The following is a 22,695-nucleotide window of genomic DNA, read 5'->3' as shown; positions in this document are numbered from 1 at the left end:
GAGGGACCGTCAGAGGTCGATCTCGGAGGTCGGCACCCCGAGGAGCGCCGCCACCTGCTCGGCGACGACCTCCCGCACGATGACCGACACCTCGGCCGCGTCGCGGGCCCGGGTCTCGACCGGGCGACGGTAGACGACGATCCGGTGCCCGACGGCACCGCCGACGGGAACGAGCCGACCGACGGGGGCGGCCTGCTCCTCCCACGGCGCCGGGTCGGTCGGTGGGACCTCTTCGACGGCGAACTCCACGGCCGCATACCGGTTGCCGAGGTACTCCCGAGCCCGCTCGGAGACGTCGATGACGATGTCGTCGAAGGTGTCGCGGCGCGACCGCATCGCCGGCACCGGAGGCCACGCCATGGGGCCCCGCGGGCCACGTCCGCGACGGTCCCGGCGACGGCCCGGGGCCGGGAAGCGGGGGTCGAGAGGAGGCACGGGACGAGCCTACGGCGCGCCACCTCACCTCTGTCGGAGCGGTGTCCTAGAGTCGTGGGGTGAACGCGTCCAGGAAGTGCAGCAAGACCGCGTGCTCCCAGCTTGCGGTGGCCACCCTGACCTACGCGTATGCCGACCGGGCCGTCGTCCTCGGGCCGCTCGCCACCTATGCCGAGCCCCACTCCTACGACCTCTGCGCCGACCATGCAACCCGCCTCACGGTGCCGCAGGGGTGGGAGTTCCTCCGCCTCGAGTCCGACGGCTACGCACCCGCTCCCGAGGTCGACGACCTCCTCGCGGTGGTCGATGCCGTGCGTGAGCGCCCGGCGAGCGCCCCCACCGTGGCGAGCGTCGTCGTCAGCGCCATGCCGGTCGTCGGCGAGCAGCGCCGGGGTCACCTCCGGGTGCTTCCCGGCAGCGGCGAGGCCTGACCCACCCGCATCTCCGACCTGCCCCGACCCGCCCCCTGCCCGTGCTCTGGCGCGGTCGCTCGGCCCCGCGAGACGAGCAGAACCTGACGAGCGAGCCACCCATGAGTGACTCGCTCGCGAACCTCTGCTCGTCTCGAGCTCCTGAACGGTCCGAGCTCTTCAACGGATGGTCCGCGGGTCAGCCGCCGACGTAGGCCTTCAAGTGCGTCCCGGTGAGCGTCTTCCCCTCCGCGACGAGGTCCGCGGGCGTGCCCTCGAAGACGACGGTGCCGCCCTCGTGACCGGCGCCCGGCCCGAGGTCGATGACCCAGTCGGCGTGTGCCATGACCGCCTGGTGGTGCTCGATGACGATGACCGACTTGCCGCCGTCGACGAGCCGGTCGAGCAGCGCGAGGAGGTTCTCGACGTCGGCGAGGTGCAGACCCGTCGTGGGCTCGTCGAGGACGTAGACCTCGCCCTTGTCGGCCATCTGCACGGCGAGCTTGAGCCTCTGGCGCTCGCCACCGGAGAGCGTCGTCAGCGGCTGGCCGAGCGTGAGGTAGCCGAGGCCGACGTCGACGAGCCGGGAGAGGATCGTGTGCGCCGCCGGGATCCGCGCCTCGCCCTCACCGAAGAACGCGAGCGCCTCGTCCATCGACATCCCGAGGACGTCGGCGATGTTGCGCCCACCCAGGGTGTAGTCGAGCACGGCCGCCTGGAAGCGCCGCCCCTCGCACTCCTCGCACGGTGACTCGACCGTCGCCATGACCCCGAGCTCGGTGAAGATCACCCCGGCGCCGTTGCACGTCTGGCAGGCACCCTCGGAGTTCGAGCTGAAGAGGGCGGGCTTGACGCCGTTGGCCTTGGCGAACGCCTTGCGGATCGGCTCGAGCAGGCCGGTGTAGGTCGCCGGGTTGCTGCGGCGGGAGCCCTTGATCGCGCCCTGGTCGACGACGACGACACCGTCGCGCCCGTCGACCGAGCCGTGGATGAGCGAGCTCTTGCCCGACCCCGCCACGCCGGTCACGGCGACGAGCACCCCGAGCGGGATGTCGACGTCGACATCGCGGAGGTTGTGGGTCGACGCGCCACGCACCTCGAGCGTGCCGGTGGGCGTGCGCACCTCGGGCTTGAGCCGGGCGCGGTCGTCGAGGTGCCGCCCGGTGAGGGTGCCGGCGGAGCGCAGCTGCTCGACGGACCCCTCGAAGACGATCTGGCCTCCGGCCGAGCCTGCGTGCGGACCGAGGTCGACGACATGGTCGGCGATGGCGATGGTCTCGGGCTTGTGCTCGACGACGAGGACGGTGTTGCCCTTGTCGCGCAGGCGGATGAGCAGGTCGTTCATCCGCGCGATGTCGTGCGGGTGCAGGCCGATCGTCGGCTCGTCGAAGACGTAGGTGACGTCGGTGAGCGACGAGCCGAGGTGGCGGATCATCTTCGTGCGCTGCGCCTCGCCACCCGAGAGCGTGCCGGCGGGCCGGTCCAGCGAGAGGTAGCCGAGGCCGATCTCGGTGAACGAGTCGAGCAGGTGCTGCAGCCCCTTAAGCAGCGGCGCCACCGAGGGCTCGTCGAGCCCGCGCACCCAGTCGGCGAGGTCGCTGATCTGCATCGTGCAGACGTCGGCGATCGACTTGCCGTCGATCCGCGACGTGAGCACGTCGGCGGTGAGGCGGGTGCCCTCGCACTCGGGGCACCGCTGGAAGGTCACGGCGCGCTCGACGAACCGGCGCACGTGCGGCTGCATCGCCTCGGGGTCCTTGGAGAGCATCGACTTCTGGATCTTGGGGATGATGCCCTCGAAGGTGAGGTTGATGCCCTCGACCTTGATCTTGGTCGGCGGCGCATAGAGCATCGTCTCGAGCTGCTTGGCCGTGAACGCGTCGATCGGCTTGTCCATGGGCAGGCCCATGCCCTCGAAGAGCCGGCCGTACCACCCGTCCATCGAGTAGCCCGGCACCGTGAGCGCCCCCTCGCTCAGGCTCTTCGACGCGTCGTAGAGCGCCGTCCGGTCGATGTCGCTCACGTGTCCCATGCCCTCGCACCGCGGGCACATGCCGCCGAGGTAGACCTGCTGCTGGGCGACGCGCTTCTCGGTGTGGCCGCCCTTCTCGGTCGTCATCACCCCGCTCGCCTTCCGCGTCGGGACGTTGAAGCTGTATGCCGTCGGTGGACCGACGTAGGGGTCCCCGATGCGGCTGTAGAGGATGCGGAGCATGGCATTGGCGTCCGTCGCCGTGCCGACCGTCGAGCGCGGGTTGGCGCCCATCCGCTCCTGGTCCACGATGATCGCCGTCGTGAGGCCGTCGAGGTGGTCGACCTCGGGCCGGGCGAGCGTCGGCATGAAGCCCTGGACGAAGGCGCTGTAGGTCTCGTTAATCATCCGCTGCGACTCGGCGGCGATCGTGCCGAAGACGAGCGAGCTCTTGCCCGAGCCGGAGACGCCGGTGAAGACGGTGAGCCGGCGCTTGGGCAGGTCGACGCTGACGTCCTTGAGGTTGTTCTCGCGCGCGCCCTGCACGCGGATGAGGTCGTGGGTGTCGGCGGCATGCGGCTGCGTGGTCACGGGCACACGCTAGTGGCAGGCGGTGACGCCCACCGGACCTCGGCGCCCGACGGCCGGTGCGGTCCGAGCCGTCCTTGTAGGGTTCCTGCGTGCCTCCCCACAACCTCGCCGAGTTCGTCAAGGCCTACGACGTCCGAGGCCTCGTCCCGGAGCAGCTCGACGTCGACGTGGCCTGGGCCATCGGCGCAGCGTTCGCCGAGGTCGTCATCGCCCGCGAGGGCGGCACCGGCTGTGTCATCGGCCACGACATGCGGGCGACCTCGCCGGAGCTCTCGCGGGCGTTCGGCGCCGGCGTGGCGAGCCGCGGCATCGACGTCACCCACATCGGCCTCGCGAGCACAGACGGCCTCTACTTCGCCAGCGGCCACCTCGACCTCGCCGGTGCCATGTTCACCGCCAGCCACAACCCCGCGGCCTACAACGGCATCAAGCTCTGCCGCCCGGGCGCCCGGCCCGTCGGTCAGGACACCGGTCTCGCTGACGTGCGTGACCTCGCCCAGGAGCTGCTCGACGGCACCGGCGAGATGCGCGACGAGGAAGAGGGCACGAGCACCGACCGCGACGTCCTCGCCGACTACGCCGCCTTCCTGCGCGGGCTTGTCGACCTCTCCGGCATCCGCCCGCTCAAGGTCGTCGTCGACGCAGGCAACGGCATGGGCGGCCACACAGTCCCCGCCGTCCTCGAGACAGCAGCCGGCCTGCCCGCGCTGCCGCTCGAGGTCGTCCCGCTCTACTTCGAGCTCGATGGCACCTTCCCCAACCACGAGGCCAACCCGCTCGAGCCCGAGAACCTGCGCGACCTCCAGGCCGCCGTCGTCGAGCACGGCGCCGACCTCGGGCTCGCCTTCGACGGCGACGCCGACCGCTGCTTCGTCGTCGACGAGCGCGGCGAGCCAGTGAGCCCGAGCGCCATCACCGGCCTCATCGCGACGCGCGAGGTCGGTCGGGAGGTCGCCGCCGGCACCCCAGCATCCGACGTCGCCATCGTGCACAACGCCATCACCTCTGCCCAGGTCCCCGAGGTCATCGCCGACCTCGGCGCCAAGGCCGTGCGCACCCGCGTCGGGCACTCCTTCATCAAGGGCGAGATGGCCCGTGCCGACGCCGTCTTCGGCGGCGAGCACAGCGCCCACTACTACTTCCGCGACTTCTGGTTCGCCGACACCGGCATGCTCGCCGCGATGCACGTGCTCGCCGCCCTCGGTGAGCAGGACGCACCCCTCAGCGCGCTCATGGAGGACTACACGGCATACGTCGCGTCGGGGGAGATCAACTCGACCGTGGACGACCAGGCCGCGAGCACGGATGCGGTGCGCGCGTGGGCCAGCGACAAGGACGTCGAGGTCGACGAGCTCGACGGCCTCACCCTCACCCACGCGGGCGGCGAGGGCGACCCGATGTGGTGGCTCAACCTGCGCGCCTCCAACACCGAACCCCTGCTGCGGCTCAACGTCGAGGCAGCCGATGCGGACACGATGGCCGCGATACGCGACGATGTCCTCAGCGTCGTCCGCGGCGACACGAGAGAGGACAGCTGATGTCAACGATGGAGCCCTGGCTGCGCGAGATCCTGCGCTGCCCCAACTGCCGGGCCGAGCTGCGTGACGAAGTCGGCGCCGACGGGCCCGAGCTCGCCTGCACGTCCGCCGAGTGCGGCCTCGTCTACCGGATCGACGACGGCGTCCCGGTCCTCCTCGTCGACGAGGGCCGCAAGCCGGCCTGACCGGCCGCGCCGCGCACACGCCGTGCCCCACCTGGACGAGGCCTTCCTCGACTCGGCCGAGGCGCTCGAGCGCCTCGACAGCCGCGGGTCGCTGCGCGCGCTCGCGACCTCCGGCGCGCAGGTGCGCCGGTCCATCGTCGCCGCCCGTGAGGCGGGCATCGACCGGGTCGCCGGCGGTGACAGACCCCGCTCGGTCCTCGTCGCCTCGCTCGGCGGTTCGGCCGTCGTCTGCGACGTCCTCGACGTCCTCGCCGAGCCGGGGTCGCCGGTCCCGCTGACGACCCGCCGCGAGGCCCCGCTGCCGGGATGGATCGGACCGCTCGACCTCGTCATCGCCGTCTCCCAGTCAGGTCGAGCGGTCGGGCCCCTTGCGCTCGCCGCCGAGGCTGCGCGCCGCGGCGCCTCGCTCCTCACCGTCGGGGCGCCGGACTCGCCGCTCGCCGATGTCTGTGCCCGCGGCCGCGGCGTGCACGTCGACGTCGCCCCCGATGTGCCGACGTCGCGCGCCGCGCTGTGGTCGATGCTCACCCCCGTGCTCCTCGCCGCCGACGGACTCGGTCTCATCGAGTGCCCCGAGGCCGTCCTCGAGCGCGTCGCCGACGTCCTCGACACCCGCGCGGAGGAGTGCCGTCCGTCGTCGGAGTCGTTCGTCAACCCGGCGAAGTCGATCGCCGTCGGACTCGCCGAGACCGTCCCGGTCGTCCTCGGTGACGGCGCGCTCACCGGTGTCGCCGCCGGCCGCGCCGCCGCGATGCTCGCCCGCACCGCGCGTATGCCGGCCACCTCCGGCGCGCTGCCCGACGCGGCCTCACAGGTGGTCGCCTGCTTCGACGGCCCGTTCAGCGGCTCGGGCGACGCCGGACGGGGGAGCGGGGGCGACGTCTTCGCCGACCCGTTCCTCGACGGACCGCCCTCGCCGCAGCTCGGGCTCGTGCTCCTGCGCGACCACCCCGACGCGACGCCGACGTCACCCGTGACCCCGGCGACGGTGCCCCCGCGCGAGCTCGCCGACGCCGTCGCCGACTCCGCACGCGACGCCGGCGTCAAAGTCTGGGAGGTCGAGGCGCTCGCCGGTCAGCCCATCGAACGGCTCGCATCGGTCATCTCGCTCACCGACTACGTCTCGACCTACCTCGCGCTCGGGCTCGGCCTCGATCCGGCCATCTCCCGGCACGTCACCGAGCTCCGCGACCGCACGAGCTGACGCACGCGGTCCCGCCCGCGAGGGCCCGCCGGGTCAGTGCCGGGTCAGTGCCGTGTCAGTGCTGGGCGAGGTCGACGACCTCGGCCGTGGGCAGCTCGGCGAGCGCCGCTCCGTCGAGGAGCAGCTTGCTCGACCGCAGCCCGCTGCCGATGACGACGGCCCCGGCCGCGACGACCGCCGCGTCGACGAGCACAGGCCAGTCCGCGGGAAGCCCGACGGGCGTGATGCCACCGAACTCCATGCCCGTGAGCGAGACGGCGTCGTCGTGCGGTGCGAACGAGATCTTGCGGACCCCGAGGTGGCGCCGGACCACACCGTTGATGTCGGCGCGGTCGGTGGCGAGCACCATGACGGCGGCATGGGTGACCTCACCCGCGCGCTTGCCCGCGACGACGACGCAGTTGGCGCTGGCCTCCGGCGCGACGTCGTATGCCGTGCAGAACGCCTCCGTGTCGGCGAGCGTCGCGTCGATGGTCGCCACCTCAGCGACGGCGACTCCGGCGGCCACGCCCGGCGCCGACAGGGCCGCGGCCACGGGAGGCGCGACGAGCTCAGGGGAGGCCGCGGCAGGCGACCAGGACAGCGTTCCGCGGGCGGACGGCATACGGGTCAGTGGGAGTTCTTCGGCGTGACGCCGCCCGCGGCGTCGTCAGCGTCGTCGGTGGAGCCGGCCGCAGCGTCGTCCGCGGACGGCTCGGGAGCGTGGTCGTCGTGGCCGCCCTTGTGAGGGATGACGTGCATGACCGCGACGACGATCGCTCCGACGATGAGACCGAGGATGGCCGAGCCGATGGTGTTGGTGACCCAGCCGAGCACCCCGCCGAGCGCGCCGGTGGCGTCGTGGACCGCCTCCTCGGCGTGGTGGACCCACTCGTAGGGGTAGTGCAGCGGCGACCAGTACTCGCTCAGCTCGTCGAGCCCGACGAGGAGGATGTGCCCGCCGACCCAGATCATCGCGGCGATGCCGACGACGGAGAGGGTCGCGAGGAGCTTGGGCATGGCGGCCACGAGGCCGCGGCCGAGGCCGGCCCGGGCGCCGTCGCCCTTGGCGAGGTGCAGGCCGACGTCGTCCATCTTGACGATGAGCGCGACGACGCCGTAGACGAGCACGGTGATGAGCACCGCGACGACGGCGAGGATGACGGCGCGCGTGACGAAGGGCTCGTCCTTCACCTCGTTGAGCGAGATGACCATGATCTCGGCCGAGAGGATGAAGTCGGTGCGGATCGCCCCGCTCGTGATCGTCGACTCGTCGGCGATCTTGCCCTCGTCGTGGGCCTTGTCCGCGGCGTCGTCGTGGTGACCGCTGACCCGCTCCCAGATCTTCTCGACGCCCTCGAAGCAGAGGTAGGTGCCGCCCACCATGAGCAGCGGCGTGAGCGCCACCGGCAGGAACTGGCTGAGCAGCAGCGCCGCCGGGAGGATGAAGAGGAGCTTGTTGCGCAGCGAGCCGACGGCGATCTTCTTGATGATCGGCAGCTCGCGCTTGGGCTCGATGCCCTGGACGTACTGCGGGGTGACCGCGGTGTCGTCGACGATGACGCCGCTCGCCTTGACGCTCGCGCGTCCGGCTGCGGCGGCCACGTCGTCGACCGAGGCGGCCGCTGCCTTGGCGAGCACCGCGATGTCGTCGAGCAGGGCGAAGAGTCCGCCAGCCATCAGGCCGCCTTCGGGTCGGTGGGGGAGTGGGGGTCGAGCACGCGCTCAGACTACAGAGCGCGCGCCTCACTCCTCCTCGTCGCGCGCCTCCGCGTCCTCGTCCTCGGCCAGGTCGTCCTCCTCGTCGTCCTCGCGCAACGGGTCCTCGTCGTCGTCGTCCGCCTCCTGCTCGGTGAGGGCCGGGCGGGTCATCTCGGCGTCCGGGTCGATGGCGTAGTCGCCGCGGACCTCCTCCCACGAGTCGAGCTTGCTCTCGTCGAGCTCCACCTTGACCTCGTCACTCACCTCGTCGCCGGCCCGGGAACCGCCCTCCCGTATGCCGTCCGTGCCCGTCCCGTCGAAGGTCTCGCTCATCGTCCTGCTCCGTCCGTCGTGCGGTGTCCCTGCCCGCGGGGGCGCCCCGCGGCATTCCATGTCTACCGCGTGCAGTCGGTAGAGTGGGGTCGCCGGCGCGGGTGATACCCCGCTCTCACGTGTTCGCCCAGATGGGCTGCGCCGGGTCGCAAACCAGTCCTCAACGGAAGAGATGTCGCATGTCCATTGACTACAAGGTTGCCGACCTGGGCCTCGCAGAGGCCGGCCGTCACCAGATCCGCCTCGCCGAGCACGAGATGCCCGGCCTCATGAGCCTGCGCGAGGAGTTCGGCTCCTCGCAGCCGCTCAAGGGCGCCCGCATCGCCGGCTCGCTCCACATGACCGTGCAGACGGCCGTCCTCATCGAGACGCTCACCGCGCTCGGGGCCGAGGTCCGCTGGGCCTCCTGCAACATCTACTCGACGCAGGACGAGGCCGCCGCGGCCGTCGTCGTCGGCCCGAACGGCACCGTCGACGACCCGCAGGGTGTCCCGGTCTTCGCCTGGAAGGGCGAGACGCTCGAGGAGTACTGGGACTGCACCGAGCAGATCCTCACCTGGCCGGGCGAGGGCGCCAACATGATCCTCGACGACGGTGGCGACGCCACGATGCTCGTCCACAACGGTCGCGCGTGGGAGACCGCCGGCCAGGTGCCCCCCACCGACGAGAAGGACTCCGAGGAGGTCGGCGTCTTCAAGGCGCTCGTCCGCCGCACCCTCGAGCAGGACCCGCAGAAGTGGACCAAGGTCTCCGAGGAGATCAAGGGAGTCACCGAGGAGACCACCACCGGTGTCCTCCGCCTCTATGACCTCGCCAAGACCGGCGACCTGCTCTTCCCGGCGATCAACGTCAACGACTCGGTCACCAAGTCCAAGTTCGACAACAAGTACGGCTGCCGCCACTCGGTCATCGACGGCCTCAACCGTGCGACCGACGTCCTCATCGCCGGCAAGGTCGCGGTCGTCTGCGGCTACGGCGACGTCGGCAAGGGCTGCGCCGAGGCCCTTCGCGGGCAGGGCGCCCGCGTCATCGTCACCGAGATCGACCCCATCTGCGCGCTCCAGGCGGCGATGGAGGGCTACCAGGTCGCCCGCCTCGAGGACGTCCTCGACGTCGCGGACATCTACATCACGACGACCGGCAACTTCAACATCATCACGGCCGAGCACATGACCAAGATGAAGAACAAGGCGATCGTCGCCAACATCGGTCACTTCGACAACGAGATCGACATCGCCGGCCTCGCCAAGGTCGCCGGCGTCACGAAGACCGAGATCAAGCCGCAGGTCCACGAGTGGGTCTTCGAGGGCGGCAACAGCATCATCGTGCTGTCCGAGGGACGCCTCTTCAACCTCGGCAACGCGACCGGTCACCCGTCGTTCGTCATGTCGAACTCGTTCACGAACCAGACGATCGCCCAGATCGAGCTCTTCACGAAGACGTCCGAGTACGACAAGCAGGTCTACGTCCTCCCGAAGCACCTCGACGAGAAGGTGGCCCGCCTCCACCTCGCCGCCATCGGCGTCGAGCTCACCGAGCTCACCAAGGAGCAGGCCGAGTACATCGGCGTCGACGTGGCCGGCCCCTACAAGGCGGACCACTACCGCTACTGAGGCTTCCCAGACACCACGAACGACCCGGTATGCCGTCCGCTCACCCGAGCGGGCGGCACACCGCGTTCTCGGGGTGCGTCCACGGCGGGCGCCTGGGTGCGCTCGCATAGGCTCCGCGCGTGCGCCACGGAACAGCAGGTCGGTCGGGGCGGGGTCCGCGCCCCGACGTCGTGCGGGCCTGGGTCGTGGCGGGGGTCTTCCTCGCCATCGTGGCCGGGCTCGTCCTCACCGGTCGGGTGGAGCGGTGGGTGCTCGGCATCTATGCCTTCACCAGCGCGCTGGCGTTCCTCAGGTACCGCGGTGACAAGGCCGCCGCGCGACGCCGGAGCTGGCGGACGCCCGAGGCCTCCCTCCACGCGGTCGCCCTCGTCGGCGGCTGGCCCGGCGCCCTCGTGGCCCGCCACGTCCTGCGGCACAAGACGACCAAGCAGCCCTTCCGCTCGGTCTTCTGGCTCACGGTGGTGCTCAACTGCGGGGCCTTGGCGTGGCTCGTGGCCAGGGGCTGAGCGGAGGGCTCAGGCCGGGACCCAGAGCTTGAGGGTCGAGCCCGAGCGCAGGAGCCCCCAGCGACGGTCCGTCCCGTCCTCGGTGACCGACCGGACCGAGGCCGGGAGCAGGGCGCACGTCGCGCCGGCCGGGAGCACGACGCCGCCGGGTGACTGCAGCCGGCGGCGGGTGTCGGCAAAGGCCTGCGCGCCGTGCACCTCCGTGCGCATGTCGACCCAGACCTCGACGTCGGGACGCAGGAGAAGGACGGCTCCGGCGGTGTCGGGGTCGGTGAAGAGGCGGCAGTCTCGCGGGAGCGACGGGGCGATGTCGGCCTCGACGGTGGGGGTGCCCGGGTCGACCGAGCGTGCGACGGCCAGGGGGAGCAGCAGGACGGCGACGGCCGTGACGATCGGTCGCCAGTAGGCCGCGCGGAGCCGCGTGCGCAGGGCCTCGCTGCGCGCCGGGTCCGCCCGCCAACGCGGGGTAGCGGCGGACAGCCGCGAGGCGAGGACGGGCAGAAGGGTCAGGGCTGCCACACCGAGGAAGCGGATGGCCATGAGCCCGGCCACGGCGGCGAGGAGCCCGATGAGGGTGAGCACGACCTCGAGGGCCCACCGCGAGCGCTCGCGGGACCCGGGGGCGCCTGGGCGGTGGCGGGTGAGCCGGCTGGCGCAGAGGACGGCGAGGACGAGGAGGACGACGGCGACCGGGACCCAGCGGACGCGGAGCCCGGCAGTGAAGGGCGGCAGCCACTCGATGATCTGGCCACCGGAGGCTGCGCTGACGTCCAGGAGGAGGCGCCACACCGACCAGCCGTAGGGTCCGAGCAGGCTGCCGACCGCGAGCCCGGCGCCGGCGACGGCTGCGAGGGCGGCCCGCCACCGGGCTGCGCCGGACAGCACGGCGAGCAGCGGCAGCGCACCGGCGAGACCGAGCGCGGTGACCGCCCACGAGACGTGGAGCCAGGCACCGAGCCAGCCGAGCGCGGCAGCGGCGAGGGCCACACCGGCATACGTCGACCCCCGACGGGGGATCGCGCGGGTGACCAGGGAGTGCCCGAGTGCGAGGGTCGCGAGCATGAAGGCCTGGACGACGATCGTCGCGCGTGGCGAGACCATCGGCAGCGCCAGCACCGAGACGAGCACCGTGGCGGCGAGGATCGGGAGGGGGCGGGCGCCGAGCCGTCGGGCTGTGACCGCCGCGGCGACGAAGTAGGCGAGCATGCCGAGGGCACCCACCAGCGCGATCCCGGCGAGACCGAGGCCCCTGTCGCCGAGCCCGAGCAGGGTGTTCCACAGCGGGGAGGTCGGGCGGAAGGTGCCCTCGCTCGGGCCCCAGCTCCACGAGTCGGCACGGACCAGCGGGGTCCCGGAGAGCCGTTCGATGCCGTCACGCGCCTGCCAGTAGGGGTCGCGCTCGGTCATCCGCGCTGCGCGGAAGGTGACGAGCGCGGTGACCCAAGCACCGAGGACCACCCAGTCCCAGCGGGACCTCACGAGAAGCCGCGAGTGCGGGCTGCGTAGTCGGCGTAGCCGGGCAGCTCCTCGCGCAGCAGCTTCTCCTCCCAGCGGGCGCGGAGCACCTGGAGCACGCCGAGGCCGAGCAGGACGAGCCACGCGAGGCCGCCGCCGCTGAGCAGGACGAGCCCGATCGCGGCGACGTACTCGAAGACGTAGAGGGGGTGGCGGAACCAGCGGTAGGGCCCGCTCGTCGACAGCTCGCGCGCCTGAGGGACGACGCTGATGTTGGTCCGGAGGCTGAGCAGCGACCAGGTGGACAGGGCCACGCCCACGAGGACGAGAGCAGAACCCAGACCGGCTGCCGTCGTGCTGGCACCACCGGCGCCCAGGAGCGGGATGAGGAAGGGCGAGAAGGTCGCCGCGCCGGCTGCGAGCCAGACGGCCGGCCGGCGGTCGGTGCCCGAGGCGGCGCCGCGTCGCAGGTACATCACGACGAGCACGGTGTAGAACGCCAGCGCCGCGACCGTGCCCCCGACCTCGAGGGCGCTGCGGTCGGCGTCCCGGTCGAGCAGGTGCGAGACGTTGAAGACCACGAGCCCGAGGAAGACCGGCACGAGCAGGAGTCGGCCCACGTCGGGCCGGCGGTCACGTGGCTGCATGCAGCCGAGTATGTCGTTCGTGATGGAACTTCGCTGCGGGTTCCGGCCGGAAAAGGGCTAGAGGCTCTGGTCACCCCTGGGAAGAGCCAACCTGCATGGATGGTCACCGGTGGCTATGGACAAAATGCGCGTCGATAGTGTAGGACTGCGCTTGGATCAGGCGATTTCGTGCTCACAAACCCCCTCACCGGGCAGCTCTAGCACACCAACGACCCCCATGCACGCAATCGGCGGAGTCATCTGACCCATTTCTTCTAGTCATCCACATCAACTAGTTTTGACTAGTTCGGGCCATGTCCGAAATCTTCACGTTTGCTGAAGACTCGGCGCGGGCCGGGCAGACCGGCACCTGCTCCAACCGAACAGGGGGAAAGCCAGATGATCCAGGCTTTCAACAAGCTCCATCGCCTGCTCCTCCAAGACCGGGGCGCAACGATGGTCGAGTACGGCCTCATGGTCATGCTCATCGCCACGGTCGTCGTGGCCGCTGTCGGCCCTCTCGGCCAGGCGGTCTCGTCGTTCTTCACCGGCGTGCCCAGCTCCCTCTGACTCTCAACACCACCACCACACAAAAGGAAAAGTCATGACCTCTTCGCTCCTCCGCCTCCGCAACCGCATCGCCTCCGAGAAGGGCGCGACCATGGTCGAGTACGGCCTCATGGTCGCCCTCATCGCCGTCGTCGTCGTCCTCGCGGTCGGCCCGCTCGGCACCGCCATCTCGACGATGTTCGCGGGTATCGCCGGCTCCATCTGAGCCACGACGCAGCGGGGCCGGCGGCTCGACGGGCCGCCGGCCCCACTGCATCACCCGGTGCCACAGCACCACCACCAGCACCACCAGTCGCGGCTGCACGCCGCCGCTCCCCGGACAGCGGGGGAGCTCCAGTCGCAGGACGAGGGGGTAGGGCCTTGAAGCGTCGCAACGAACGCGGAGCCTCGATGATCGAGTTCGCTCTCATCACCCCCCTCCTGCTCCTCTGCATCTTCGGGATGATCGACCTCGGGCGGCTCTTCCTCGTCCAGGCCATGGTCACCAACGGCGCCCGTGAGGGTGCCCGCATGGTCGCGCTGCGCCAGCCGGCGGCCGACGTCACGGCCCGCGCCAACGCCTCCATGCCGGGTCTCGACGCCCTGTCCACCGGCACGCACTCGGTGAACACCGTGGCAGCGTGCCCGGCTGCCCCCACGCCGGCTCAGGGAGGCAGGGTCACCGTCTCGGTCACGGGCTTCAAGTGGCTCGCGCTGGGGGGCATCGCCGGCCTCTTTCCCGGTGGGGGCATCCCCGTCCCGTCCCCGGCCGCGACGTCCGAGATGAGGTGCCTGGGATGACGCGCCGACCCTCACCTTCACGCAGAGCCCGCAACGAGAAGGGCGCGACGACGATGCTCGTCGCCATCCTCTTCGGCGGTTTCGTCGTCACCGGGCTCCTCGCCTGGTCGGCCGATGCCGGACAGGTCTTCTGGGAGCGTCGCCAGACCCAGAACGCGGCCGACGCCGCAGCCATGGCGCTCGCCCAGAGCTGCGCCAAGAACAACTGCGTCGTCGACGCCGACGGCCTGCCCGCTCTCGTCAACGCCAACACGGTCAACAACGCTTCGCGCACCCACACGATCGAGCGGCAGTGCAAGAAGAACACCACCGCTGGGACCCTCCCCGTGTGCTCCTCGACGCCGAGCGTGGGCAACCTGCGTGAGTGCCCGCCGGTGCCGACGACCATGTCGTCGAGCCTCCCCTACGTCGAGGTCCGGGTGCGTTCCAATGGGGCATCACCCGGCCTCATCCCCAACCCATTCACCCGGGCCAACAACACCGGCCCCGACGACAGCAGCGTCATCTCGTGTTCCCGCGCGGCCTGGGGGGTTCCCGGTGGCGGGACCTTCACCTCGCCGATCACGATCTCGGTGTGCGAGTGGCAGACCTACACCAACGGCGGTCTCAGCTACGTCGCCCAGCCGCCGGTCGCCCCGTGGCCGGGCTACGGGGGGGCCGGACAGCCGACCTACCCCCCGGCGGCGACGACCCCCAACACCGCGGGGCGTGAGGTCATCGTCGACCTCCACGACCCGGCCAAGCCGGGCTGCTCCTACCAGGGCAAGGACACCGCGGGTGGCTTCGGCTACCTCGACACGACCGGATCGTGCAGCACGACCCTGACGACGGTCAACGGCACCGACATCTGGGCCAACATCGACACCGGCTCCTCTGCCACGACCAGCTGCCAGACGGCCATGTCGAACATCTGGACCAGCGGACCCGTCATCGACCTCCCGGTCTTCGACTGCATGGTCAAGTCCACGACCGGAACCCCCGTCGGCTCGCCGCCGGTCGACTGCGACCCGGGCGATGCCGGCGGTGCCAACACGTACTACCACGTCAGGGGCATCGCGAAGTTCTACCTCAGCGGCTACCGCCTCGGTGGCAGCGTCACCAAGCCCAGCCGCGTCTCGGGCGTCGTGCCGTGCGGCAACCCACGTCGATGCATCTCCGGCTGGTTCGTCCAGGGCGTCCTCAACGCCCCCACGACCAACATCGTCCCTCCCGCCCCCGGCAACGGGTTCGGCATCACCGCCGTCCTCCCGGCCGGCTGAGCCGCACGCCCTCTCGAAAGGCCTCTCCACCATGGGTCGTCGCATCATCGCCCTCGTCGCCGCCGTCGCCCTCGCCCTCGTCGGTGCGGTCCTCGTGCTTCTCTATGCCCGCAGCGCCGACGTCCGGGCCCTCGAGGGTCAGCAACCCACCACGGTCTACGTCACCGAGAAGCTCGTCGGCTCCGGCACGTCCCTCAAGGACGCCGAGCGCGGTGGTCTCATCAAGCGCACCCAGCTGGCCGCCAAGGCCGTCCCGGCGGGGTCGCTCAAGGCCGTCGACGGTGAGAACAGCGGCCTCGTGGCCCTCGCCGACATCGCGCCCGGCCAGGTCGTCCTCAACGCCGCCTTCGGCACGGAACGCCTGGGGCAGAAGGCCATCGGCGTCTCGCCCGGCAAGGTCGCCATCTCGGTGACCCTCGAGGACCCCAACCGCGTGGGCGCCTTCGTCACGCCCGGCAGCCTCATCACGATCTACGACACCTACGACGTCAAGAAGCTCGGCACCGACGAGGCGACCCAGCAGTACAACGAGCTGGGGGTCAAGGGCACGGGCGTGCTGCTCACCAAGGTCCCCGTCATCGGCGTCGGCACGACGAGCCTCACCGGCTCCTCGATCAGCCCGGCCTCCGACGAGGAGAAGAAGGGTGACGCCGTCGCTCCGACCACGGAGACCCCCGTCCAGAGCTTCCTCGTCACGGTCGAGGTGTCGCCGGCCGACTCCGTCAAGCTCGTCCACGCGATCCAGCACTCGGCGAACCTCCAGAACAACCCGGCGAAGCACATCTACTTCGGCCTCGAGGGCTCCGACACCACGGTGCCCCCGACCCTGACGACCGACGACTTCCGCTACCACGGGACCCAGTGATGACCATCCTCTGGGACAACGAGCCAGGTGCTGCCGAGAGGTACCACTTCGCCCTCGGCAACGTCCAGCTGCTGGGCGCCGCGGCGCTCGTGCACCGCGCGCTCGACGACGACCCGCAGGCCGACCTCGTCGTCATCGGTCCGCTCGTCAACATCGACGAGGCCTCGCTGCTCGTCGAGTCGGTCCGGGCGGACCGGCCCGAGATCGGCTTCATCCTCCTGCGCCACCGGCTCGACGTCACGACGATGGGCCAGGCGCTGCGCAGCGGCTTCCGTGAGGTCGTCGGCGCCGACGACGCCACCGCGCTGTCCGACGCCGTTCGCCGGAGCCGCGACCTCACCGCCAAGATCGCAGGCCACCACGGCGGAGCCGCCGCTCCCCAGGGCCGGATCGTCACCGTCTTCTCGGCCAAGGGGGGTGTCGGCAAGACGACCCTGTCGACAAATATTGCGACGCACCTCGCGATGAGCGGGCTCCGGACGGTGCTCGTCGACCTCGACCTGTCCTTCGGCGACGTCGGCATCAGCATGCAGCTCCTGCCGACGAGCTCGGTCCACGACGCGGTCGGGATGAGCGGACACCTCGACAGCGAGGGCCTCGCCCAGCTCATCACCCACCACGGCGCGAGTGGGCTCGACGTCATCGCAGCGCCCACCGACCCATCACTCGCCGACCGGGTCAGCGCCCAGGTCGTCACCGAGCTGCTGCGCGTCGCCGCGGCGAACTACGACTACGTCATCGTCGACACGCCGCCGGCCTTCACCGAGCACGTCCTTGCCGCCTGCGACGTGAGCAGCCTGCTCGTCCTCATCGCGACCCTCGACATACCCGCGGTCAAGAACCTCAAGCTCGCCCTCGAGACGCTCGACGCGCTCGGCAGCCCCCGGGACTCCCGGGTCATCGTCCTCAACCGGGCCGACGTCAAGGTCGGCCTGCGCTCCGAGGACGTCGTCCAGGCCCTCGGCGTGCCCATCGCCGTCAGCGTGCCGGCGAGCACGAGCGTGCCGGCCTCGGTCAACCGTGGAGTCCCGCTCGTCCTGGAGTCGCCCCGCGACCCGGTGAGCGTGGCCCTTCGCGAGCTCGGCGACACCCACATCCGTGCTCGGTTCGGTGGACCGGTGGACGAGCCCCAGCGCCGCAGCCTCTTCAGCAGGAGATCACGATGAGCAGCCTCGCCGACCGCCTCGACACCGCTCGCCGGGCCCAGGAGCCCGTCGTCCCGGCCCGTGGCCCGATGGGGGCTCCCGCGACCGACGTGCGCCGGGTCGACCCGTTCACCGAGGTCAAGAGCCGGGTCCACCAGGGCCTCATCGACTCACTCGGCCCGCGCCTCTACGACCCGCACCTCAAGGAGTCCGAGCTCGCCAACCAGGTGCGGCAGACCCTCCAGGAGGTCATCGACGCGGAGCAGAAGCCGCTGTCGCTGGCCGACCGCACCCGGCTCGCGCAGGAGGTCTCCGACGAGATCCTCGGCCACGGGCCCCTCGAGCCGCTGCTGCGCGACCCCGACATCAGCGAGATCATGGTCAACGGGGCCGACAGCATCTTCGTCGAGCGCTCCGGCAAGATCTATCCGACCGACGCCCGCTTCACCGACGAGACCCACCTGCGCCGCATCATCGACAGGATCGTGGGACGCATCGGGCGCCGCGTCGACGAGGCGAGCCCCCTCGTCGACGCCCGCCTCCCCGACGGCTCCCGTGTCAACGCGGTCGTCGCGCCGATCGCCCTCGACGGCGCGATGCTCACCATCCGCAAGTTCTCCGCGGACCCCTTCACCGACAAGGACCTCATCTCCTTCGGCACGTTCACGCAGCCGGTGCGGGACTTCCTCTGGTCGTGCGTGCGTGGCCGCCGCAACATCATCATCTCGGGCGGCACCGGCTCCGGGAAGACGACGACGCTCAACGTCGTCTCGTCCTACCTGCCGGAGGACGAGCGCATCGTCACCATCGAGGACGCCGCCGAGCTCCAGCTCCACCAGAAGCACGTTCTGCGCCTGGAGTCGCGCCCTCCCAACATCGAGGGTTCGGGCGCGATCACGATCCGCGACCTCGTCCGCAACTCGCTGCGGATGCGCCCCGACCGCATCGTCGTCGGCGAGGTCCGTGACGGTGCGGCGCTCGACATGCTGCAGGCCATGAACACCGGTCACGACGGGTCGATCACGACCGTGCACGCCAACAGCGCGCGCGACTCGCTCGCCCGACTCGAGACGATGGTCCTCATGGCCGGTGTCGAGCTGCCGGTCCGCGCCATCCGCGAGCAGGTCGCGGGCGCCGTCGACCTCATCATCCAGCAGGCCAGGCTCAAGGACGGCACGCGTCGCATCACCCAGATCACCGAGGTGATCGGCATGGAGGGCGACATCATCACCCTCCAGGACCTCTTCACCTTCGACTACTCGGCCGGTCGCGACTCCGAGGGCCGCTTCCTCGGCGAGCTGCGGAGCACCGGTATCCGCCCGAAGTTCACCGAGGACCTCAGCGACCTCGGGATCGAGCTCCCGCTCCACCTCTTCATGCCATCGTTCCGATGAGTCTCTCCGCACGGGTCCGTCTCGCACTCCTCGCCCTCGTCACGGGAGCCGCAGTGCTCGGGCCGTCGTCCGCCGCGACGGCCGCCGACCCCATCCCCGCCACGGTGGGCACGGTCCGCGTGACCGCTGACCATGTCACCGGCGTGCTCAGCCTGCGCCCGGGTGATGCGGCCGTGTCGATCGACCCCGGTCTCACCGCGACCCTCGGCAACCAGTCCGCGTCGGTCTCGGTGGAGCCGGCCGCACAGGCCAAGCGCTCCACCGTGCTGCTCATCGACACGAGCGGGTCCATGGGTCGGTCCGGCATGGTGACCGTCCGCAGTGCCGTCAAGACCTTCCTCGCCTCGGCGCCCAAGGACGTCAAGGTGGGCGTCGTGTCCTTCGGCAACACGGCCGGACCCGAGATCGCCCCGACGACCGACCGTGCCGCGGTCCAGCGTGTCGTCGACGCGCTGCGCGCCGATGGGAACACCGCGCTCTTCAGCGGCATGACCGAGGCCGTCAAGATGCTCGGAGCAGCGGGAGACCGCAGCATCGTCCTGCTCAGCGACGGCGCCAACACGGTCGGCGAACGCGCTCCCGGTCTGGCGTCGTCGGTCAAGGCGCTCACCTCGTCGCAGGTGCGCGTGGAGGTCGTCCGCTTCACGACGAGCGAGAACGACCCCGAGGCGCTCGCCGCCTTCGCGAAGGCAGGAGGTGGGTCGGTCGTCCAGGCGACCGACACCGCAGCAGTGCGCAAGGCGTTCGAAGCCGCTGCCAAGGTCCTCGAGTCGCAGGTCGAGTTCGACATCACGAGGCCGGCCGGCCTGACCGGCAAGGTCCCCGTCGTCCTCCGTGGCACCGCTTCCGGGCGCCCCTTCCAGGTCAGCTCGACGATCGACCTCGGCGCGCCCGCCGCGGCCGCACCGTCGCCCACCGCCTCGACGGAACCGGTCTCGGCCCTCGGTGCCGCTCCGGCGAGGCTCGTCCGGGTCGAGACGGGCGTGAGCCGCCCCCTTCTCGCGGCCCTCGGCGCCATCTTCGTGGGGCTCGTCACCCTCGTCATCGCCGTCGCCGACCCGTTCAAGTCCAAGCGGCACGAGCGCGTGGCCGAGGTGGAGATGTACACCCTCGCCAGCGCCACCCGGGCGTCGCGCCACGATGACGCGGCGGCGCCGTCTGCCGTCGCCCAGTCGGCCGTCCGCTTCGGCGAGAAGGTCATGGACAAGCGCGAGTCGACGAGCCTGACGATGCAGCTCATCCAGCGCGCCGACCTGCCCCTGCGCGCAGGGGAGTGGTTCGTCCTCCGCTTCCTCGCGGTGGTCCTCGGCGCCTTCGTCGTCCCGTTCCTCGTACCGCTCGTCTGGTGGATCACCGTCCCCCTCGGCATCGTCCTCGGGGTCTTCCTGCCCGCCATCGTGCTGCGAACCATGGCGAGCAAGCGCGCCAAGAAGTTCGAGGCGCAGCTCCCCGACGTCATGCTCCTCGTCGCGACGACCCTGGCGAGTGGCTTCAGCCTCTCGCAGGCGCTCGACGCGGTCGCCCGGGACGCGGCCGAGCCCGCCTCCAAGGAGTTCTCGCGAGCGCTGGCGGAGAACCGCATCGGCACCGACATCTCCGACGCGCTGGACCACCTCGCCACCCGCATGGACAGCGACAGCCTCACCTGGACGACGATGGCGATCCGGATCCAGCGCGAGGTCGGTGGCAACCTCGCCGAGACGCTGCGGACCACGGCCCACACGCTGCGCGAGCGTGAGTCGCTCAAGCGTCAGGTGGCCGCGCTGTCCGCGGAGGGCAAGCTCACGGCATACGTGCTCATCGCGTTGCCGATCGGCATCTTCCTCTACATGCTCTGGGTCAACCCCGAGTACATCCAGCTGCTGTGGACGACCATCCCCGGCATCGTCATGCTCGTCGCAAGCTGCCTCGGCATGGTCGTGGGCGCGCTGTGGATGCGCAAGGTCGTCAGGATCGAGGTCTGATGCTTCTCGTCGCAGTGGGTTTCGTGGCGGTGGCGCTCATCATCGTCGCTGTCCTCATCGGCACGATGGGGGTGGGGACGACCGGTGTCGCGCGCTCGCTCGAGCTCGTCAACTACCGGCCCGACAGCCGCAGCGTGGTCAAGTCGGAGCTTGCCGCCAAGGACCGCTTCGTCGTCCCCTTCGAGGAGGGGCTCAAGGGCGTCGCCCGCCGGCTCTCGCCCTCGGGCACGGCCGAGCGGCTGGCCAACAACCTCGACAAGGCGGGCAACCCACCCGCGTGGCCCGTCGAGCGCATCTTCGCCGTCAAGGGCATCGGCCTCGTCGTCGGAGGCATCCTCGGGCCGCTCTACGACGGGATCACGCTCACCGCGGTCCTCGTCTCCGCCTTCGCGGCGGCCGGCCTCTTCTTCCTGCCCGATCTCCTCGTCTACAACACCGGCCTGCGCCGCCAGGAAAGCCTGCGCAAGGGCTTCGCCGACGCCCTCGACATGCTCACCGTGTGTGTCGAGGCAGGTCAGGGTTTCGACTCCGCCCTCACCCAGGTGGCCCGCACGGTCACCGGGCCGATCGGCGGTGAGTTCGCCCGCGTCCTGTCCGAGATCCAGATCGGCAAGACCCGCGCCCAGGCGTTCCAGGCACTCGGGGAGCGCAACACGGCACCCGAAGTCAAGAACTTCGTCTCCGCCCTCGTGCAGGCCGACCGCCTCGGTGTGCCGATCGGTGGCGTGCTGCGCGAGCAGACCAAGGAGATGCGCATCATCCGGCGCCAGCTCGCCGAGGAGAAGGCGCAGAAGGTCGCGGTCAAGGTCATCTTCCCGGTGCTCGTCTGCATTTTCCCGGTGATCTTCATCGTCATCCTCGGCCCGGCCGCGATCAACATCTACCGCGTGCTCATCAACCGCTGACATGACCTCGGTGCTCGGTCGCGCGGCTCGGTCCGTCGACGGTTCGCACGCGCGCGACCGGATGCTCGACGGGCTGCGCGGCGTGGCTGCCATCGCCGTCGTCCACTACCACTTCCTCCTCCTCTCGGGGCTCAACGGCGAACCCGGCGCCGGGCTCATCGGCGTCCTCGTCTTCTTCGTCCTCTCCGGCTACCTCATCACCCGCCTGCTGTGGCGAGCCGACGGTCGTGAGGGGCCGACATACCGGAGGTTCGTCGAACGGCGGGTGCGCCGCCTCGCACCGGCCCTCGTCGGCCTCGTCGTCGTGTCGGGGGTCCTCGTCACGGTAGCCGGTCCCGGCGACGCGGGTGACGCCGTGGCCGGGAGCCTCGTCGTGCTCGCGCAGCTCACGGGCTTCTGGCACGTCCTCGGGTCGATGCCCGTCGAGGCGTGGCTGCCGACGTGGAGCCTCACGGTCGAGTGGCTCTTCTATCTCCTGTGGCCGCTGGTCGTCGTCGCGATGCGGCGCCGAGGGCTGTCGACGAGCGCCGCGATGCGGGTGGCCCTGGCGCTGGCCGCCGGGCTCTATCTCGCGTCGATGCCATTGTCTCCCAATGCTTTCTACTACCTGCCCGTCGGCAACCTCGCGGTGATGCTCGTCGGCGCCGCCCTCGCTTTGGCTCACGCCCGCGAGCCCGCGCGCACGACCGGGCGTGACGCGGGGATCGCCGACCTCGCCTTCGTCGGGTTCGTCGTCGCCGTGCTCGTGCCGACGACGGGGCTGTCCGGGTCCTGGCTCTACCGCGTGACCTACGTGCCCATCGCGGTGGTCGTCGCGCTGCTGCTCATCGACCAGCGGCCGGGGACGGGCGGGGTCGCCCGACGGCTGCTCGAGTCGCGGCCGATGGTCGCCGTCGGACAGGCGAGCTACAGCCTCTACCTCTGGCACCTGCCGTTGCTGTGGGCGGCGTTCTACGGGCTGCCCGGGCTGTCCGTGGGCGCTCGCGTCCTCGTCGCCACGGTGGCGCTGGGGCCGGTCGTGTGGCTGAGCTTCACCCTTCTCGAGAAACCGGTCCTCACCCCTGCCCCGTATGCCGTCCACTCCCGTTCCGGGGCCCCCTCGGCCCGGTCGGTGGTCGCCTCGGAGGCCGCGGAGGGCTGAGCCCCGGATGCATGACCATCCATTTTTCGGCGTGACTTTCCCACCTGAAGCGCAACGCCCGCGACGTGTGTGACGAGCGTGGCTCGAAGCATGCAGACCTGCGAATAACCCTGCGCTGCACCCG

Annotated in this window: 23 protein-coding genes; 16 read left to right on the top strand and 7 right to left on the bottom strand. The window is 70.8% G+C overall.

The genetic code is table 11. The features are described from left to right. Positions 1 to 9 precede the first annotated feature (9 nt). Positions 10 to 435 carry a metallopeptidase family protein gene (locus ACOJV7_RS15235; protein ID WP_420191070.1) on the bottom strand — a complete coding sequence of 142 codons (426 nt, stop codon included), beginning with the start codon at positions 433 to 435 and terminating at the stop codon, positions 10 to 12. Between the two features lie 59 nt (positions 436 to 494). Here ACOJV7_RS15235 and ACOJV7_RS15230 point away from each other — a divergent pair, with 59 nt between their 5' ends. Next, positions 495 to 866, top strand: coding sequence for a DUF3499 domain-containing protein (locus ACOJV7_RS15230; RefSeq protein ID WP_420191069.1), 372 nt, complete (start codon positions 495 to 497; stop codon positions 864 to 866). 178 nt (positions 867 to 1,044) lie between these two features. Here the strand turns inward: ACOJV7_RS15230 and ACOJV7_RS15225 are convergent, their stop codons facing one another. Then, positions 1,045 to 3,408, bottom strand: a complete 2,364-nt coding sequence (locus ACOJV7_RS15225) for an ATP-binding cassette domain-containing protein (RefSeq protein ID WP_420191068.1) — start codon at positions 3,406 to 3,408, stop codon at positions 1,045 to 1,047. A gap of 89 nt (positions 3,409 to 3,497) precedes the next feature. Here ACOJV7_RS15225 and ACOJV7_RS15220 point away from each other — a divergent pair, with 89 nt between their 5' ends. From ACOJV7_RS15220 to ACOJV7_RS15210, 3 genes are read left to right on the top strand one after another with little or no spacing between them, the layout of a single operon-like run. After that, positions 3,498 to 4,946 (top strand): phosphomannomutase/phosphoglucomutase, encoded by a 1,449-nt coding sequence (locus ACOJV7_RS15220; RefSeq protein ID WP_420191067.1) that lies wholly within the window; start codon positions 3,498 to 3,500, stop codon positions 4,944 to 4,946. After that, positions 4,946 to 5,131 (top strand): Trm112 family protein, encoded by a 186-nt coding sequence (locus ACOJV7_RS15215; protein WP_420191066.1) that lies wholly within the window; start codon positions 4,946 to 4,948, stop codon positions 5,129 to 5,131. Before ACOJV7_RS15220 ends, ACOJV7_RS15215 begins: the two co-directional genes overlap by 1 nt. A gap of 22 nt (positions 5,132 to 5,153) precedes the next feature. After that, complete coding sequence (locus ACOJV7_RS15210) at positions 5,154 to 6,335, top strand: SIS domain-containing protein (RefSeq protein ID WP_420191065.1); 1,182 nt, start codon at positions 5,154 to 5,156, stop codon at positions 6,333 to 6,335. A 55-nt stretch (positions 6,336 to 6,390) separates the two neighbouring features. Here the strand turns inward: ACOJV7_RS15210 and ACOJV7_RS15205 are convergent, their stop codons facing one another. The 3 genes from ACOJV7_RS15205 to ACOJV7_RS15195 all read right to left on the bottom strand — a co-directional run bounded on the left by ACOJV7_RS15205 (position 6,391) and on the right by ACOJV7_RS15195 (position 8,348). Further along, positions 6,391 to 6,939 (bottom strand): YbaK/EbsC family protein, encoded by a 549-nt coding sequence (locus tag ACOJV7_RS15205; RefSeq protein WP_420191064.1) that lies wholly within the window; start codon positions 6,937 to 6,939, stop codon positions 6,391 to 6,393. Between the two features lie 5 nt (positions 6,940 to 6,944). After that, entirely contained in the window at positions 6,945 to 7,994 is a 1,050-nt protein-coding gene (locus ACOJV7_RS15200) for a DUF808 domain-containing protein (RefSeq protein WP_420191063.1), read from the bottom strand. A 66-nt stretch (positions 7,995 to 8,060) separates the two neighbouring features. Continuing rightward, positions 8,061 to 8,348: a hypothetical protein gene (locus ACOJV7_RS15195; protein ID WP_420191062.1), complete on the bottom strand. Its 288-nt coding sequence runs from the start codon at positions 8,346 to 8,348 to the stop codon at positions 8,061 to 8,063. Positions 8,349 to 8,527: 179 nt separating this feature from the next. Here ACOJV7_RS15195 and ahcY point away from each other — a divergent pair, with 179 nt between their 5' ends. Together ahcY and ACOJV7_RS15185 are read left to right on the top strand one after the other, a co-directional pair. Continuing rightward, positions 8,528 to 9,961: an adenosylhomocysteinase gene (gene ahcY, locus ACOJV7_RS15190; RefSeq protein ID WP_420191061.1), complete on the top strand. Its 1,434-nt coding sequence runs from the start codon at positions 8,528 to 8,530 to the stop codon at positions 9,959 to 9,961. Between the two features lie 119 nt (positions 9,962 to 10,080). Continuing rightward, a complete protein-coding gene (locus ACOJV7_RS15185; protein ID WP_420191060.1) occupies positions 10,081 to 10,467 on the top strand; it encodes a DUF1294 domain-containing protein in 387 nt (128 codons plus the stop codon). A 9-nt stretch (positions 10,468 to 10,476) separates the two neighbouring features. Here the strand turns inward: ACOJV7_RS15185 and ACOJV7_RS15180 are convergent, their stop codons facing one another. Both ACOJV7_RS15180 and ACOJV7_RS15175 read right to left on the bottom strand, forming a co-directional pair. After that, on the bottom strand, positions 10,477 to 11,946 hold the full coding sequence (locus ACOJV7_RS15180; protein WP_420191059.1) for a hypothetical protein: 1,470 nt from the start codon (positions 11,944 to 11,946) through the stop codon (positions 10,477 to 10,479). Beyond that, the gene (locus ACOJV7_RS15175; protein WP_420191058.1) at positions 11,943 to 12,569 is read right to left on the bottom strand and encodes a methyltransferase family protein; all 627 of its coding nucleotides are present in this window, start codon (positions 12,567 to 12,569) and stop codon (positions 11,943 to 11,945) included. Before ACOJV7_RS15175 ends, ACOJV7_RS15180 begins: the two co-directional genes overlap by 4 nt. 378 nt (positions 12,570 to 12,947) lie before the next feature. On the opposite strand from ACOJV7_RS15175, the gene ACOJV7_RS15170 reads away from it, so the two are divergent. The 10 genes from ACOJV7_RS15170 (at position 12,948) to ACOJV7_RS15125 (ending at position 22,571) form a co-directional block, all read left to right on the top strand. Then, a complete protein-coding gene (locus ACOJV7_RS15170; RefSeq protein WP_420191057.1) occupies positions 12,948 to 13,118 on the top strand; it encodes a Flp family type IVb pilin in 171 nt (56 codons plus the stop codon). A gap of 34 nt (positions 13,119 to 13,152) precedes the next feature. Then, entirely contained in the window at positions 13,153 to 13,323 is a 171-nt protein-coding gene (locus ACOJV7_RS15165) for a Flp family type IVb pilin (RefSeq protein WP_420191056.1), read from the top strand. 185 nt (positions 13,324 to 13,508) lie between these two features. Then, positions 13,509 to 13,898 (top strand): TadE/TadG family type IV pilus assembly protein, encoded by a 390-nt coding sequence (locus ACOJV7_RS15160; RefSeq protein ID WP_420191055.1) that lies wholly within the window; start codon positions 13,509 to 13,511, stop codon positions 13,896 to 13,898. Next, positions 13,895 to 15,157 carry a pilus assembly protein TadG-related protein gene (locus tag ACOJV7_RS15155; protein ID WP_420191054.1) on the top strand — a complete coding sequence of 421 codons (1,263 nt, stop codon included), beginning with the start codon at positions 13,895 to 13,897 and terminating at the stop codon, positions 15,155 to 15,157. The genes ACOJV7_RS15160 and ACOJV7_RS15155 overlap by 4 nt, the downstream gene beginning before the upstream one ends. A 31-nt stretch (positions 15,158 to 15,188) precedes the next feature. Beyond that, positions 15,189 to 16,022 carry an RcpC/CpaB family pilus assembly protein gene (locus tag ACOJV7_RS15150; RefSeq protein ID WP_420191053.1) on the top strand — a complete coding sequence of 278 codons (834 nt, stop codon included), beginning with the start codon at positions 15,189 to 15,191 and terminating at the stop codon, positions 16,020 to 16,022. Then, positions 16,022 to 17,188: a CpaE/TadZ family protein gene (locus ACOJV7_RS15145; RefSeq protein WP_420191052.1), complete on the top strand. Its 1,167-nt coding sequence runs from the start codon at positions 16,022 to 16,024 to the stop codon at positions 17,186 to 17,188. Before ACOJV7_RS15150 ends, ACOJV7_RS15145 begins: the two co-directional genes overlap by 1 nt. Beyond that, on the top strand, positions 17,185 to 18,561 hold the full coding sequence (locus ACOJV7_RS15140; RefSeq protein WP_420191051.1) for a TadA family conjugal transfer-associated ATPase: 1,377 nt from the start codon (positions 17,185 to 17,187) through the stop codon (positions 18,559 to 18,561). Before ACOJV7_RS15145 ends, ACOJV7_RS15140 begins: the two co-directional genes overlap by 4 nt. After that, positions 18,558 to 20,525: a type II secretion system F family protein gene (locus ACOJV7_RS15135; RefSeq protein ID WP_420191050.1), complete on the top strand. Its 1,968-nt coding sequence runs from the start codon at positions 18,558 to 18,560 to the stop codon at positions 20,523 to 20,525. Before ACOJV7_RS15140 ends, ACOJV7_RS15135 begins: the two co-directional genes overlap by 4 nt. Next, complete coding sequence (locus ACOJV7_RS15130) at positions 20,525 to 21,430, top strand: type II secretion system F family protein (protein WP_420191049.1); 906 nt, start codon at positions 20,525 to 20,527, stop codon at positions 21,428 to 21,430. Before ACOJV7_RS15135 ends, ACOJV7_RS15130 begins: the two co-directional genes overlap by 1 nt. 1 nt (position 21,431) lies before the next feature. Then, the gene (locus tag ACOJV7_RS15125) at positions 21,432 to 22,571 is read left to right on the top strand and encodes an acyltransferase family protein (protein ID WP_420191048.1); all 1,140 of its coding nucleotides are present in this window, start codon (positions 21,432 to 21,434) and stop codon (positions 22,569 to 22,571) included. Positions 22,572 to 22,695: the final 124 nt, after the last annotated feature.

The sequence above is a fragment of the Knoellia tibetensis genome (assembly GCF_048606415.1).
Taxonomy (GTDB): Bacteria; Actinomycetota; Actinomycetes; order Actinomycetales; family Dermatophilaceae; genus Knoellia; species Knoellia tibetensis.
This window is presented reverse-complemented; position numbering and strand designations above follow the sequence as displayed.

What these genes read in the sequence shown, in the direction of transcription:
- ACOJV7_RS15215 (WP_420191066.1), top strand. Translation starts at nt 4,946, where the DNA reads ATGTCAACGATGGAGCCCTGGCTGCGCGAGATCCTGCGCTGCCCCAAC.
- ACOJV7_RS15205 (WP_420191064.1), bottom strand. Translation starts at nt 6,939, where the DNA reads ATGCCGTCCGCCCGCGGAACGCTGTCCTGGTCGCCTGCCGCGGCCTCC.
- ACOJV7_RS15200 (WP_420191063.1), bottom strand. Translation starts at nt 7,994, where the DNA reads ATGGCTGGCGGACTCTTCGCCCTGCTCGACGACATCGCGGTGCTCGCC.
- ACOJV7_RS15195 (WP_420191062.1), bottom strand. Translation starts at nt 8,348, where the DNA reads ATGAGCGAGACCTTCGACGGGACGGGCACGGACGGCATACGGGAGGGC.
- ahcY (WP_420191061.1), top strand. Translation starts at nt 8,528, where the DNA reads ATGTCCATTGACTACAAGGTTGCCGACCTGGGCCTCGCAGAGGCCGGC.
- ACOJV7_RS15175 (WP_420191058.1), bottom strand. Translation starts at nt 12,569, where the DNA reads ATGCAGCCACGTGACCGCCGGCCCGACGTGGGCCGACTCCTGCTCGTG.
- ACOJV7_RS15170 (WP_420191057.1), top strand. Translation starts at nt 12,948, where the DNA reads ATGATCCAGGCTTTCAACAAGCTCCATCGCCTGCTCCTCCAAGACCGG.
- ACOJV7_RS15165 (WP_420191056.1), top strand. Translation starts at nt 13,153, where the DNA reads ATGACCTCTTCGCTCCTCCGCCTCCGCAACCGCATCGCCTCCGAGAAG.
- ACOJV7_RS15160 (WP_420191055.1), top strand. Translation starts at nt 13,509, where the DNA reads ATGATCGAGTTCGCTCTCATCACCCCCCTCCTGCTCCTCTGCATCTTC.
- ACOJV7_RS15155 (WP_420191054.1), top strand. Translation starts at nt 13,895, where the DNA reads ATGACGCGCCGACCCTCACCTTCACGCAGAGCCCGCAACGAGAAGGGC.
- ACOJV7_RS15150 (WP_420191053.1), top strand. Translation starts at nt 15,189, where the DNA reads ATGGGTCGTCGCATCATCGCCCTCGTCGCCGCCGTCGCCCTCGCCCTC.
- ACOJV7_RS15145 (WP_420191052.1), top strand. Translation starts at nt 16,022, where the DNA reads ATGACCATCCTCTGGGACAACGAGCCAGGTGCTGCCGAGAGGTACCAC.
- ACOJV7_RS15140 (WP_420191051.1), top strand. Translation starts at nt 17,185, where the DNA reads ATGAGCAGCCTCGCCGACCGCCTCGACACCGCTCGCCGGGCCCAGGAG.
- ACOJV7_RS15135 (WP_420191050.1), top strand. Translation starts at nt 18,558, where the DNA reads ATGAGTCTCTCCGCACGGGTCCGTCTCGCACTCCTCGCCCTCGTCACG.
- ACOJV7_RS15130 (WP_420191049.1), top strand. Translation starts at nt 20,525, where the DNA reads ATGCTTCTCGTCGCAGTGGGTTTCGTGGCGGTGGCGCTCATCATCGTC.
- ACOJV7_RS15125 (WP_420191048.1), top strand. Translation starts at nt 21,432, where the DNA reads ATGACCTCGGTGCTCGGTCGCGCGGCTCGGTCCGTCGACGGTTCGCAC.